This is a genomic window from Virgibacillus dokdonensis, from assembly GCF_900166595.1.
GTDB lineage: Bacteria > Bacillota > Bacilli > Bacillales > Amphibacillaceae > Virgibacillus > Virgibacillus dokdonensis.
In genome coordinates this window covers 1-13,502 of the sequence record NZ_LT745763.1, presented here as the reverse complement: position 1 = coordinate 13,502, position 13,502 = coordinate 1, and the positions used below count along the sequence as shown (strand labels likewise).

At 38.0% G+C, this 13,502-nt stretch carries 10 protein-coding genes and 2 CRISPR repeat arrays; of the genes, 2 read left to right on the top strand and 8 right to left on the bottom strand.

Translation table 11 applies throughout. The annotated features are described in order from the left end of the window. Positions 1 to 90: 90 nt before the first annotated feature. Positions 91 to 984 (top strand): LysR family transcriptional regulator, encoded by an 894-nt coding sequence (locus B2C77_RS01905; RefSeq protein WP_077702157.1) that lies wholly within the window; start codon positions 91 to 93, stop codon positions 982 to 984. A gap of 67 nt (positions 985 to 1,051) precedes the next feature. Here B2C77_RS01905 and B2C77_RS01900 read toward each other — a convergent pair whose 3' ends face one another. Next, positions 1,052 to 1,978: a DsbA family protein gene (locus B2C77_RS01900; RefSeq protein WP_077702156.1), complete on the bottom strand. Its 927-nt coding sequence runs from the start codon at positions 1,976 to 1,978 to the stop codon at positions 1,052 to 1,054. A 182-nt stretch (positions 1,979 to 2,160) separates the two neighbouring features. Here B2C77_RS01900 and B2C77_RS01895 point away from each other — a divergent pair, with 182 nt between their 5' ends. After that, on the top strand, positions 2,161 to 2,721 hold the full coding sequence (locus B2C77_RS01895; protein ID WP_077702155.1) for a TetR/AcrR family transcriptional regulator: 561 nt from the start codon (positions 2,161 to 2,163) through the stop codon (positions 2,719 to 2,721). Positions 2,722 to 2,847: 126 nt separating this feature from the next. Then, a CRISPR array of direct repeats spans positions 2,848 to 4,417; the repeat unit is 32 nt; unit sequence ATTTCAATCCACGCACCTATGAAAGGTGCGAC. Positions 4,418 to 4,586: 169 nt separating this feature from the next. Here B2C77_RS01895 and cas2 read toward each other — a convergent pair. The 7 genes from cas2 to B2C77_RS01860 are packed head-to-tail and all read right to left on the bottom strand — an operon-like array spanning position 4,587 to position 12,467. Continuing rightward, the gene (gene cas2 / locus B2C77_RS01890; protein ID WP_077702154.1) at positions 4,587 to 4,877 is read right to left on the bottom strand and encodes a CRISPR-associated endonuclease Cas2; all 291 of its coding nucleotides are present in this window, start codon (positions 4,875 to 4,877) and stop codon (positions 4,587 to 4,589) included. 7 nt (positions 4,878 to 4,884) lie between these two features. Continuing rightward, positions 4,885 to 5,916 carry a type I-C CRISPR-associated endonuclease Cas1c gene (gene cas1c / locus B2C77_RS01885; protein ID WP_077702153.1) on the bottom strand — a complete coding sequence of 344 codons (1,032 nt, stop codon included), beginning with the start codon at positions 5,914 to 5,916 and terminating at the stop codon, positions 4,885 to 4,887. Beyond that, positions 5,913 to 6,569 (bottom strand): CRISPR-associated protein Cas4, encoded by a 657-nt coding sequence (cas4, locus tag B2C77_RS01880; RefSeq protein WP_077702152.1) that lies wholly within the window; start codon positions 6,567 to 6,569, stop codon positions 5,913 to 5,915. The genes cas1c and cas4 overlap by 4 nt, the downstream gene beginning before the upstream one ends. Beyond that, on the bottom strand, positions 6,559 to 7,404 hold the full coding sequence (gene cas7c, locus B2C77_RS01875; protein ID WP_077702151.1) for a type I-C CRISPR-associated protein Cas7/Csd2: 846 nt from the start codon (positions 7,402 to 7,404) through the stop codon (positions 6,559 to 6,561). Before cas7c ends, cas4 begins: the two co-directional genes overlap by 11 nt. Next, positions 7,401 to 9,284, bottom strand: coding sequence for a type I-C CRISPR-associated protein Cas8c/Csd1 (gene cas8c / locus B2C77_RS01870; RefSeq protein ID WP_077702150.1), 1,884 nt, complete (start codon positions 9,282 to 9,284; stop codon positions 7,401 to 7,403). The genes cas7c and cas8c overlap by 4 nt, the downstream gene beginning before the upstream one ends. Next, the gene (gene cas5c, locus B2C77_RS01865; RefSeq protein ID WP_077702149.1) at positions 9,285 to 9,995 is read right to left on the bottom strand and encodes a type I-C CRISPR-associated protein Cas5c; all 711 of its coding nucleotides are present in this window, start codon (positions 9,993 to 9,995) and stop codon (positions 9,285 to 9,287) included. A 42-nt stretch (positions 9,996 to 10,037) separates the two neighbouring features. Next, positions 10,038 to 12,467 (bottom strand): CRISPR-associated helicase/endonuclease Cas3, encoded by a 2,430-nt coding sequence (locus B2C77_RS01860; protein ID WP_077702148.1) that lies wholly within the window; start codon positions 12,465 to 12,467, stop codon positions 10,038 to 10,040. Positions 12,468 to 12,930: 463 nt separating this feature from the next. After that, positions 12,931 to 13,499: a CRISPR direct-repeat array (repeat unit 32 nt; unit sequence GTCGCACCTTGTATAGGTGCGTGGATTGAAAT). Positions 13,500 to 13,502: the final 3 nt, after the last annotated feature.

Here is a 13,502-nt window from a genome sequence, read left to right as displayed (position 1 = left end):
CCTTTTACTTTACCGAACGAAATATTATTAGTAAAATACATATAAATAATTGTTATTATTATCTTTCTTAATAAAAAAGGGGATGGCTACATGTATTATGATGCTTTACGTACTTTCATTACTTTGGCAGAAGTTAAAAATTTCACCAAAACAGCGGAAGTCTTACACATATCGCAGCCGAGTGTCAGCTTACATATAAAGAATCTGGAACGTGAACTAGCAACAGAATTAGTAGTTCGTTCCCGAAAATCATTGCAACTATCACCAACAGGGGAAATCCTGTATGAACGCGCCAAACAAATTTTGAAGATTTATGAACAAACCAAACGTGATATATTAGAACAACAAGAAATCGTAAAAGGTAGGTTAAAGATAGGTGCCAGCTTTACGATCGGGGAGTATATATTGCCAGCTTTACTTGCAGATGTACATACAGCTTACCCCGAGCTTGAATTGGAAGTAGTTATTGGAAATACAGAGGAAATTGTCCAGCAAACAAAACATTTTCAGGTGGATATTGGACTTATTGAAGGACAAACGAGTGATAAAGAACTAGCTGTATGCCCGTTTATGGAAGATGAATTATGGGTTGTTGCACCTCATCAGCATAAATTAGCAAATAAGGCGGAAGTAACTACTTCAGATTTGCAAAGCCAAGCATGGATTTCCCGTGAAAAAGGGTCGGGGACACGCGAGTATTTAGAGCATGTCATTCGCTCCAACGGATTAAAAGTGAAATCCATTATTACCATTGGTAGTAATCAAGGGGTAAAGGAAAGTGTTATTAATGGGATGGGACTTTCTTTACTTTCTTACAGTGTGATTGAGCGGGATGTTCAATTAAAACAACTCGCCATTTTGCAGATGGAAGACATGCATTTCAGACGGACATTTTCCTATGTTTATTCACCTATTATGAAAAACAAGCGAAACGTAGTCACTTTTATCAATATGTTGCAACAGAAATGGCCTTATGCTAAATAACGCAAAACAGCATGCAGTAGGAATGTCTTGCTACCTCCTACTGCAACACTAGCATCCACAAAGGCATCTATGATTCTATACTGGATAAATACGTCTCCCCTAAAACTTCTTTCATGTGATATTGATTTGTAGGCAGCTCTTTTTTTACAAAATCAGGGAAATCAGTCGGAGATAAATCATACATTTCCTCAACTTCCTTCGCGAATAAGAGCCTTTCCTCCTGCAACAAAGTGGGTAGGGAAGGTCGGCTCTCTGCTTTTAAATCCTCCACACCTATCACTTTCTGTAATCCAGCAATATAGTTATTCAGCTCTCTAACACCTACTATTTTAACTCCTTTATTTTCTTCATTCATCATAATGATTGTAGGGAAACCTCTGACACCTAACCTTGCTGCAAGCTGAAAATCTTCATTCAATAACTGTTGCGCACGAGCAGACCCAGCTTCATCAACGATTGTTACTCCATCCAATCCCATTCTATTTACAATGTCAACAAGCACAGAGCGTTCAGAAACCGTTTGATTAAACGCAAATACAGCTTCTCGAATTCGACGCAGATATACTTCCGCTAATGCTTCACTCTGTTTTTGAATGACTTTATACACACGGGAAGGAGGGTAGGAAGATTGAACAGGGTTATCGTACCAAAGTGTACCGTCAATTGGCATTCGACTATGCTCACCAACTTCTTTCCAATGTAAAGCTACATCTTCCGGCTTAGAAATGCCATTCTTATGGTCGCCAAACCCTTCCCATTTTTCCAATAACCCTCCCATTACAACTCGAACATTAACATACGAACCATATTGCTTCACAAATCTGCGAAGAACAGGTTCTAATGCCCAACAGTGTGAACAGATAGGATCCGTCACATAGTACAAATCTATTGAATTATCCGGTTGGTCGAAATCCATCATTTCCATTTCTTTGTCTTCAACCTCACCGCACACGCCCGTCTCCAAATCACAGATCATTTGATCCTTGTTTGACATATTTGAAAACCTCCTCGTTTAAAAAACTATCTATGAACATTTTCCTCAACTCTTGAAGGTACGTTAGTTGCTTTCTATTCGTATTGTAGTACATAATTTAATTCATTAGTATCGATATTTCGTTGGATATGTTGCTTATCCAACACTATTAATAAATCGTTGAAAAAGAGGAGGAAAAATATATGAGTAATCCAAACACAGATCCTCGAATGCGTCGGACACGAAAATTAATTATGGATTCTTTCATCACGCTTTCTAATAAAAAAGAATTTAAAGATATCACAGTTACGGATATTACGAATGAAGCAACTATTAATCGAGCTACTTTTTATTATCATTTTGAAGATAAGTTTGATCTGTTGGAGCAGGCTTTAGAAGAGGGATTAATAACAAATATAACTTTTGATTTAAGTGATTATGAAGAAATCAATGAAGATATGATTATTAGTACTTTTATTGCTATTACTAACTTTTGGGATTCATTGGCTCACCGCTGCCAATCAGGCTATGAGGATACCATATCTCGTATCATTATAGATAAGTTAACGAACATATTTTATCCCATATTATTAAAGCAGCACTCCATTTCTGAAAGTTCCGCCTTAAAAAACACAGCCATCATGCTAAGCTGGGGTATGTATGGTGTTTCTGTTGAATGGCGAACAAACAGTCAGCAATCGAGAAAAGCATTTATTCAACCAATCATTCCTTACATTCTCCATGGGGTTAACAAAAAGCAATAAGATGGAAAATATATGGTTCATCTCCTAAAAATAGCGGAACGGGTTGAATGAATGCTGTGAAGATATTTGTCGCACCTATGAAAGGTGCGACCTGTTTTAACTGAGGATAAAATGATCGAGTTGTCGATTTCAATCCACGCACCTATGAAAGGTGCGACTTAGCCGTAAATGCGATAGCTGCTCCGAGAGTGCCATTTCAATCCACGCACCTATGAAAGGTGCGACTACAATATTTCTTTCATTGTTTATATAACCGTTTGATTTCAACCCACGCACCTATGAAAGGTGCGACAATAGCAACAGCAAAAGCAATTATCAACCAAAAAATTTCAATCCACGCACCTATGAAAGGTGCGACCTTTCGTCTTTTATAAGTAGGGGAGGGTAGTCGAGATTTCAATCCACGCACCTATGAAAGGTGCGACACCATGGACAGACCTTTTAAGCGAAAGTCTGCAAGATTTCAATCCACGCACCTATGAAAGGTGCGACTTAATTGGGGCGCTTGCCGTTCAGGGGGTCGGCATTTCAATCCACGCACCTATGAAAGGTGCGACGCCTTTATGTTTAATGGGGTATATATGTTTGAATTATTTCAATCCACGCACCTATGAAAGGTGCGACCCGATAAGAGCGTCTCAAATAAAAAACCTCGAACGGTCGATTTCAATCCACGCACCTATGAAAGGTGCGACGATTAAGTATCAATTCTGATGTATAATTATTAATGATTTCAATCCACGCACCTATGAAAGGTGCGACACGCAAGCCGACGATGATGAGCCTGCGGAAATTACAATTTCAATCCACGCACCTATGAAAGGTGCGACGGTTTTTCTTACAGTTACAAAGAGAGATTCGGGATTTCAATCCACGCACCTATGAAAGGTGCGACTGCATCCGCTTGTATCAGCGCTTTTAATTCGTTATTTCAATCCACGCACCTATGAAAGGTGCGACAACTTACTTTTAATTAGGTAATTAAAATCACTAAGATTTCAATCCACGCACCTATGAAAGGTGCGACTGCAGACGCTAAAAAGCCGAAGGTAATACTCGCAATTTCAATCCACGCACCTATGAAAGGTGCGACCCCACTGTCGACCCAACTCCAAATCTATTAGTGTCGATTTCAATCCACGCACCTATGAAAGGTGCGACACTTTACTGGATGATGTAATGAGTTGGTTTAAAAAGATTTCAATCCACGCACCTATGAAAGGTGCGACTACTTCTTCCGTTTGTTGTAATAATTCGTCAGTGAATTTCAATCCACGCACCTATGAAAGGTGCGACGTACTAAAAAAACATTGGCCTAATGTACCAATTTTTATTTCAATCCACGCACCTATGAAAGGTGCGACAACCTTATTTCATGGCCGTTCCAATTTTCGGTGAATTTCAATCCACGCACCTATGAAAGGTGCGACATATAATTTATCAAATTTTAGATCATAGGCTAGGATTTCAATCCACGCACCTATGAAAGGTGCGACGGTTGCCAGAGGATTTACTAGACGAAAGGGCAAGCATTTCAATCCACGCACCTATGAAAGGTGCGACACTAAACACATTAAATACTCTCGAGGAAGCAATGATTTCAATCCACGCACCTATGAAAGGTGCGACTTGGTTATGATGGATGGTCAGCGACTTATTTCGTTATTTCAATCCACGCACCTATGAAAGGTGCGACTGCGATTTCTTCCTATAAAATTCCTTGTTTATGGAATTAAATGGGTTTTTATAATAGGGAATTAGGTGATTTACATCTAAAACAGCTAAATTTTGTTAAAAACAAACCATATTTTCCACTTTTATTGGTGCGAATCCCCCGGGGATTTCATGTGCACTTGGGGTTCGCACTAAAAAATTAATGGATCTTCTAAATGAATAGTTTCTTTTGCCCCAACATGTTCTACCTTCGTTTTATAATTGTTCCCTAACCGATAAAAACGCAAGCTATCTCTTTCCTCATCAATTACTTCTCTAAGTTTAATTTTTAATGTCGCAAATTGTGTATCGTCAACAATACATTCAAAAACAGAATGCTGAACACGCTGACCATAATTTTGACATACTTTAGCTACTTTTCGTAATCGTTTTTGTCCACCATCACTTGACGTGTTAACATCATATGTAACCAATACTAACATTTTATCCCTACTTCCACAAAAATGGTGGATACTCGTCTAAGTCTCCCCGTAGATAGCGTGCTAACAATAGTGATTGCGCATAAGGAACCAATCCCCATGTTATTTTTTCTCCTAAATAAGGATGCGTCATCTTCTCTTGCTTTTTCGTTTGCCAAGCTGATAGAAACTTTTTCCTTCCATCATCCGTCATAATAACCGCACCATTCTCCTTACGTAGAAAATCTTCCTCTTTGATTGTTTTCTTATTAACCATTGAAACAACAAACCGATCGGCATAAATTCCCCTTAACTCTTCCATAACATCCAAGGCTAATGAAGCTCTTCCCGGACGATCACGATGTAAAAATCCAACATATGCATCAAGACCAACGGATTCCAGTGCTGCTGCCATATCATTCGCAAGTAGTGTATATGCAAATGACAGCATGGCATTCACCTTATCTAAAGGCGGTCTTCGTGAACGAGAATGAAAGAAAAAGACTTCTTTCTGCTGCAGTATCATTTGATCAAAAACCTTATTATAACTATACGCAGCCTGCCCTTCCCATCCTCTTAAGCTTTCTAAATCACGGCAAGCTCTTACTTCTTGCATCACATTTGATAATTGGACTGACACTTCTTTAAACGCAGCTACATCAATTCGCAAAGGGTAATCCCGAGTCATTCGTTCAATCATCCACTTATGATTGAAAATTTTTCCTACAATAAAGTTGCGAGCTATAATAGCTGATTGGTCTTCGTCTTCAGAAAGCTGATATTGACGTTTTCTTAAAACAACATTTCCTTTACTCTCCCCAATTACTCTAGCAAGAAAACTTCCATTCATGGTCATGAAAACGATCGAGATGTTACGTTTTGCACAGTAACCCATTAATGCAGGACTTGCACCTGTATACCCAAACGATACAATGGATTCTAAATTATGAAGTGGCAATCTCGCTAATTTTTCTTGTTCCTTTAATAAGACAATATTGTCTCCATCCAGAGATAAATAAACATCTGATTGCGTAATAAAAAGCGTGTTAAGAAGCTTCCTCATTCATTTATTTTCCCTTCAATATAACTTTTTACCGATCGTTTATTCATGAGCTTTGGCAAACATATATGCTGCAGGGAACAGCTTTTGCAAAAGGAACCTGTCTTCACTTTTGGCGTATGCCGTCTCTGATAATAATCATGCATCTCAGCCGTAATGTCTTTTACTCTTTGTCTAAGATAATCGGTAAAAGGAACTTCCACCCTGTGCTTGATCTCATGATAATACATAAACCCTTTTTCTATTTGGCAGAGTAGCATCTCTTCTAAACATATCGCTTGAGCAGTTAATTGTAAGATGTCCGCATCATCTCTTTTCGGTCGTCCTCGTTTATATTCCACAGGGAAGGGAAGATAACTTCCTTCTTCCCCGTGAATGTCAATACCCCTTTCATCTTGTATAAATTCAACTACATCGCAAATCCCGTTTATTTTTAACGTTTTCGACTTTACTGGCAAAGCTCTGATAATTAATTTATTGCCCCTCTTTTCACGTATCATCGGCTCGTCCGCTTTGCGATGTAAGTAATGTCCTTCAATTGTTTTCACGTTTTCTTCCCATTGTTGCTCAATATGGATTAGCGCCCATTGACGACGACAAAACTCGAAATGTTGAATCCCAGAAAGCATTAAAAAGTCTTCTTCTTTATTTGCCATCCAATACCTCTACAGGTAGCCCGTCCAATTCTTCAACAGTGATGGAATAGTCATCATAGCTCTTAGGAGATTCCTTATCTGATTTAATTTTTACTGTTCTGTGTACTTTAGCTGATGAGTATTGTCCTAACTTAGAATGATGCTCCCACCAATAAACGTGGTGAACTTCCATACTTCCATCTGGCCTTGCTGATGACGCATCATTTTCGAACAAATTAATTAACGCTTGCTTTAGCTTCTCAGCATCTTTTGTGGAAAAACCTGTTTTTTCTGCTAATTGCGTATTGATACTTCCATAAAAAACGTATAACCCAAAATCCACGCGATGCTTCATCCCCATCGTATCTGACCCTTTTTTATCCCCAGTAACGGAATTGACACTTTTTGTAATTTGCATACTTGTTATATCAACGGGGTCTTTACTTGTTGCGGTATGAACAGATACTGGTCCTCGAACACCAACAGATACATCAGAACCTTTAAAAGCAAACACTTGTCCAAAACTACGTACATCAATCCACTCTTCACACGCTAATCTAGCAAACGTTTCATTATCTTTTGCTTTAGAAGCTTTATTAAGCTCTTCATGAGCATCAGCACGGTCTTTTAGACTTTTATATTGATCTACTTTATAATCATTCGATTGCACAAATACTTTCTCACCCATATCTAAAAAGCGATTTCTAATTTTACGCTTAATGGCAACATCGGAGATTTCTCCATGCCCATCGTAGTTTTGCCTAGGTCTATTACCATTTAATGGATCTCCATTTGGGTTCGCATTGTTTACAGATAAAACTACCGCAAAATCTATTTTATGATCTAATATCGTCATTTCCCATTCTCCTCGCTATTATTTTCTACTGTCTTTTTTTGGTACAAATCCCTACGTTGGCTATAAAACCCTAATAAATATTTTCCTGACAACGGTTTGTCGTTGAAATTTTCTATCGTTAATTTCGAGCCAACCTCATCAATTAAACTAGCCAGATAATTACCTCGCTTTCCAAGTCTAGCTTGATATGGCTGTATACTTTCCTGAAGCGTCTTCCAAGTACGAGCAGGATGTTTAGAAAAAGCATTCATATAACGAATCGCATTCGTAGCACGTGTCTCATCTTGATCCAATGCCCTTCTTTCTAGTACATCCGCTAACGCTAATAATCGGCCAAATAAATAATCACGATCATCCAATTCACGATCTAAAGCCACATCCATTCCCTCCCTTTTATTAATTAATGCACATGCGATACTTAACGTTTTTTCCCACTCCCATTTTTCCATCGCGACTGGGTTAGACGCTCGGTAAAATGTACTATTTACTATATCTGTCGGTATTTCTCTGTTATCAACAATACACGGTAGCATTCTTGACATTAAATCTTTCACGAATTTATCACTTGCTCGTGAACCATAAGCAGCGAATGCAATGTCTTTCGTTGCTGGCGCTCCAAAAAATGTCACAAACTTGCCATCCTCATTTTTGCGATACCGATGCTCCCAAACACACGTAGAATGCCAATGTTCTAATCTCTGTAAATAAAATTCTTTATTCATATTTCGATAGTATAAGACTCCTAATCTCCCAGTCGTAGCCGAATCGACAATTAATATCGTTACATTGGATGTAATCGATAAATCATGTTTGTAGCCTGCAAATGCTTTAGCAACTTCATTGGCAAAATGATCTAATGTGTTTGTTTTGCTTTCCTCTACAACCGCTGCAGTTGGATGAATCGAAAACGTATCATCAATTGGCATGACAGTTTGCAATTGATCGTTTCCCCAAACTAGAAAAACACGTTCATCGAGCATGTAGCCTTGGCGTAGAATTAACCACTTCAAAGCATTATGCGCTTTTTGCGACACGTCATAGCTAATGCTTGCCGCTTCCAAACTTTTATTAAATCGACCTCTAAACGTAAATCCACTTGTATCGTTTGCAGATATTAATTTCGCTTTATCTGCAGCATGCCTTATTTTATTGGCGTGTCTTTCCGTACTTGCCTGCCATGTTCCGGTTACAAAACAAATATCCTTTTCGACAACTAAATTATTATAATAATGAATAAAGGATTCATAGATTTCTTTATCTTCCCACACATTGGTTAAGTGTTTGGTTGGCGAGTATACATTAAATCGAACAAAGGCGCTCTCTTGTCCGCCCGTAATAGCAGAGAAAACAGCCGGCTTTTCTCCGTGTAAGGATTCATACTTCTTATTCCATTTCCCGATCAACTGACCTTGTTCATCTAAAAAAAGGATATTTGCTGCCACTAAATCTTTAATGAGTTGTTTCTTTTGTAAGTATGTAAAGATACTTTTTACTTTTGGATGGCCGTACGGTGATGTCACCCATTCTTCTAGTTGTTCTATGTAACTAGCAAATGGCTCTTCTTTTTTTATTTTTCCACCGTACTTTACAAAATCACCAGCAACATAGCTTAATTTATCGTGAAGTGGATAGGGTGCTACTTTAGAGCCTGACCTACTTGCAGAGCTTTCCGTAGTAGGAATTAATGTATTCACTTTATCTAAAACAGTGGCTGAATGAAACTCCCCATCTTCAGTTACAGTGACTTCAATATGCGCATTTTGTGTCGTATGAGAAATCGGTAGTAATGTATAACTTTTATTGCCTCTTGTTTTTTCAATTTCACCGACACGATCCAAATTCGCTTCATACGTCTCATATAATTGGTGTAGCCAACTCATTTACTCACCTCCTATCTCATCAAGTAATGCATTAGCCGATTGTACATTGGTTTCATTGAATTGCTTTGCTTTCATCTTTTTTATTGGACGAGTGAGACTACATTCCTCAGGTCGTGGAAATGTGATGACGCCATGCTTCATCACAGCATTCCAAAGGCGAACTTCCATTTGGTTATCCCCTGTCTCATCTGGGTAATTCACTCCATGCACCATGGTCCCAAAATGAATTTCCTCATAATTGTCGTAAAATCCTTCTCCTTCACCAAACACGCACGGTTCAACATACGCTTGACATTCTCTAGCACCAAGGAATACATCTCTTCTTCCGCCAGCTTTTAAAGCACGTTTCATAATGCTATAATGCTTGTTCTCATTTCGATCAAAAGCCATATCAGGACGATGAAGGTTAAACTCAAAATGCGCCCTGACTTGATATCTTGGCTGTTTTAAGTACGTATAGTTAGCTAACGTATTTCCACCTTTATATTCAATTGGGCGAATGCCTTTTGATTCCATTTGAATTGGGTTCATAATTCGTACAGCATCTACGACCATAACGATTGTCGGCTTCCAGTAGACGGACTCCACAATTCCTTTTAACGCTTGGTATGTAGGTACTTGATACGTCAATTTTTCCCCACCTATCTTCGTAAGCGGGTCGGTAAACAGGGCATAGTCTCCCCACACTTCAAATTCAATTGCATTTCGCATTCGTTCACCCCCTTTCAAAGTGGATTTGTAATATTTGCTCCTTTAAAACATATACACTTCATCCGAACTATCGCCTTCTACATCAAATCCAAATTCACTACTATAGGCACCATCTGCTAATGCATAGATTTTCCCATCAAAGAAAGAAACTAAACCGTTATTTTTCATGACTAAATCAAGCTCATATTTGTAAAGGTTAATCGTATAATGCTGTGCATATCGCATAATGCGTCCTAAATCTTCCATTGATATATTGCCACTCAATTCTGTTATCAATTCTTTCCCCCCATGCTCATAAGGAACAATAACAGAAGTTGTCACGTTATCGATAACATGGAAATGTTCGGCAGCTGTTCGGTAGCTATTTGTAATAAATAACGGCACCTCAGCACTATACTTACTTCGGTATGCCTGTACATAGCTAAATTCATTTTTTGGAGCAGTTAATAATTCCATCATGTCTTTCTTTAAAGCTGGGATGAAATAATTCAAATCATTAGCAAAAGCTAAGTAAAGCTCCTGAAAATAGCATTCCATCGCTTGTGGCGAGAGGATATTGCCCCCATGCTCATTTTGGTTTCGCTTCATATCAATTAAAATGCGCCTCGTAATTTGTTTCCCAATTTCAATCTCTTTTAAATGCTTTAGCTGTTCTTCTTGATGATCTATCACGTATACTTCCTGCATATCCTTTTCCCCATGTCGATTACAACGTCCTGCAGCTTGAGCAATCGAATCTAAACCAGCTAAAGATCGGATAACACAATCAAAACTAATATCTACGCCAGCCTCAATTAGCTGGGTGCTAATACAAATAACCGGAATATTATTATCCAAGTCCTGTCTTAATTTGCTTAAAATATCATTTCGATGTGCCGCACACATGGACGTACTTAAATGATAAATCTTGGTGTCATCACCTCTATTTTGTTGCAACTCTTCATAAAGCGTTTTCACAACTTTTTTCGTGTTTAACACAACGAGTACACTTTGAACACGTTCTAACTGTTGATCAATAAATGAGACTAAATCACTCGTTAATACCGCTCTATCGGTTGCTTTGTCTATAATTTCCACTCGTTTAAAAGCGTCAACCACATCCGTTAAATTTTCAACGATTTCCGCATCTGTCTTAATTTCTAGTTTATTTTGCACAAAATCTAACGCTGGTTGCGTTGCTGTGCAAAGCAAGATACTTGATTTACAATTATTTTTTAAGAAATTAAGCGCTTCATTAAATAACGAAATACATTTGACAGGCACTTTTTGCACTTCATCAAAGACGATAATTGCTTCACTCAAATGATGTAAGCGACGAATATTACGACTTCCTTTTGCGTAAAATACATTTAAAAACTGTACCATCGTTGTAAAAATAATTGGCGCATCCCAATTATCTTTAGCTAGTTTCAACTTCTGTTTTTCTGTCATCGTACCGTCTAGATGCTCATCATTATCATCATCATCTAAGATAACATTAGAATGATGCTCTAAAATGTTTTCTGTATCTTTTAATATACTTCGTACTTCTTCCGCATTTTGTTCAATAATGGTGGTATATGGAACGACATAGATAATTCGCTTTTTATGATGTAACAAAGCATGCTTTAATCCATATCGCAAACTAGCTAATGTTTTCCCTCCACCTGTAGGAATAGACAGCGTATAAATACCAGACTCTTTTTCCGCAGCTACTTCGCATTGCTCTGACATTTTTGAACGCAAGCGATTAATGGGTGTATTTGCATTTGGATGGTTTTGAAATGCCGTTATTTTTTCATGTAATCGTTCGTAATACGTTTCAAACAATGCCTTATGATCAGGATTCGATGGTGTTTCATCTTCTTCAAATAACCTCGTATTCGTACGATCTGCATCAATAAGTGCACTAAACACAAACTTTGTAACAAACATGAACTGTTTTTCTGTATCTTTCCTAGGAACGCTTTGAATAAATGGAAGTAATTCTTGGGTTGCTTTTTCTATGTATTGGTCAAGTTCATTCTTATTCATAATATTTTCGAAAAAGTTCTCTTTCATTTGATCAAACTCATGCAAAGGCTTATCACGAACGCGAGTTAAATATTTTGACTCTAGTTCAGGGGTTAAAAAATCATGTAGATAAGAGTGATGGGATATAATAGCATTACCGACAACCTCAGCCACTAGCGCCTTATTAGGTGTCATATCTTTTGTGTGTAATAATGTATATAGTAGTTTTGCACCAGCCGTGGAATGGTCAACACTGCCTCGTTTAGGGGCATCTTTCGGATGATATACAGCAGCATGAATATAATGAAGAAATTCCTGGCTATACTTGCCAAAGTCATGAAGCAATCCTGCAAGCCCACACAAATGTTTCATCCCTATCGGCTCACCATACTTTTCTGCCAATGCTTGGACTTCTAACAAGTGATCCTTTACAGTTTGAACTTCGTTGTCACTTTGTCGAATATGTGCAATAAAATTCATGTAATCACAGCCTATCGTGTATATTTTATAAGGTTAGATAGGAAAATAATGCCATGTTGTTCTTGGGTAAATTGTACCATAAACCTTTTCTATTGACTACGGATGAATAAGTATATATTTTTAATTTTTCTAGCTACATTAGAGAAATTTGACTTATCGTTAAGTCTTATGGAGAAAACATTGTTCTCCTAATACTGTAAAACCAAAAAATTTTATACATAGTGAAATGATAAAAATATTGAAATTTAGCCACAATATACTACAATAATTAGTAGAAGGGCTTTTATACTTTTAGTGCGAACCCCAAGTGCACATGAAATCCCCGGGGGATTCGCACCAATGAAATAGAAAAATATGGATTATATATAACAAAAAATTGCAATACAAGCCTTTACTTACTTGATTTACACTTATAAAAACCTAATTAATTCCATAAAATTGGATTTTATAGGAGGAAATCGCAGTCGCACCTTGTATAGGTGCGTGGATTGAAATGTTCTTTAATCTACGCCTTTCTTGGCGTATCTCGTCGCACCTTGTATAGGTGCGTGGATTGAAATATTACGTAACCCTTCGGATGTGCCCAACCGTCGCCGGTCGCACCTTGTATAGGTGCGTGGATTGAAATTACCAACTGCCTTCCGAACTCTATCGCCTCCGCCTGTCGCACCTTGTATAGGTGCGTGGATTGAAATTAAACGCTCTGCTTGTTCGACAAGCCATTTAATATCGTCGCACCTTGTATAGGTGCGTGGATTGAAATAAACAATCAAAACTACCAAAAGAATTACAAAGGTACGTCGCACCTTGTATAGGTGCGTGGATTGAAATCAAACATCCAATTTATTAACCCAATAGCAGTCACCCCCGTCGCACCTTGTATAGGTGCGTGGATTGAAATGGTTATTTCTGAAGTTGGTATTTACGAAGCTGTAGTCGCACCTTGTATAGGTGCGTGGATTGAAATTTGTTTAAATAATTTAGTGTAGTTTTTTGCAACGTCGCACCTTGTATAGGTGCGTGGATTGAAATTTT

What these genes read in the sequence shown, in the direction of transcription:
- cas4 (WP_077702152.1), bottom strand. Translation starts at nt 6,569, where the DNA reads ATGGCAAATAAAGAAGAAGACTTTTTAATGCTTTCTGGGATTCAACAT.
- cas7c (WP_077702151.1), bottom strand. Translation starts at nt 7,404, where the DNA reads ATGACGATATTAGATCATAAAATAGATTTTGCGGTAGTTTTATCTGTA.
- cas5c (WP_077702149.1), bottom strand. Translation starts at nt 9,995, where the DNA reads ATGCGAAATGCAATTGAATTTGAAGTGTGGGGAGACTATGCCCTGTTT.
- B2C77_RS01905 (WP_077702157.1), top strand. Translation starts at nt 91, where the DNA reads ATGTATTATGATGCTTTACGTACTTTCATTACTTTGGCAGAAGTTAAA.
- B2C77_RS01900 (WP_077702156.1), bottom strand. Translation starts at nt 1,978, where the DNA reads ATGTCAAACAAGGATCAAATGATCTGTGATTTGGAGACGGGCGTGTGC.
- cas1c (WP_077702153.1), bottom strand. Translation starts at nt 5,916, where the DNA reads ATGAGGAAGCTTCTTAACACGCTTTTTATTACGCAATCAGATGTTTAT.
- cas8c (WP_077702150.1), bottom strand. Translation starts at nt 9,284, where the DNA reads ATGAGTTGGCTACACCAATTATATGAGACGTATGAAGCGAATTTGGAT.
- B2C77_RS01895 (WP_077702155.1), top strand. Translation starts at nt 2,161, where the DNA reads ATGAGTAATCCAAACACAGATCCTCGAATGCGTCGGACACGAAAATTA.
- cas2 (WP_077702154.1), bottom strand. Translation starts at nt 4,877, where the DNA reads ATGTTAGTATTGGTTACATATGATGTTAACACGTCAAGTGATGGTGGA.
- B2C77_RS01860 (WP_077702148.1), bottom strand. Translation starts at nt 12,467, where the DNA reads ATGAATTTTATTGCACATATTCGACAAAGTGACAACGAAGTTCAAACT.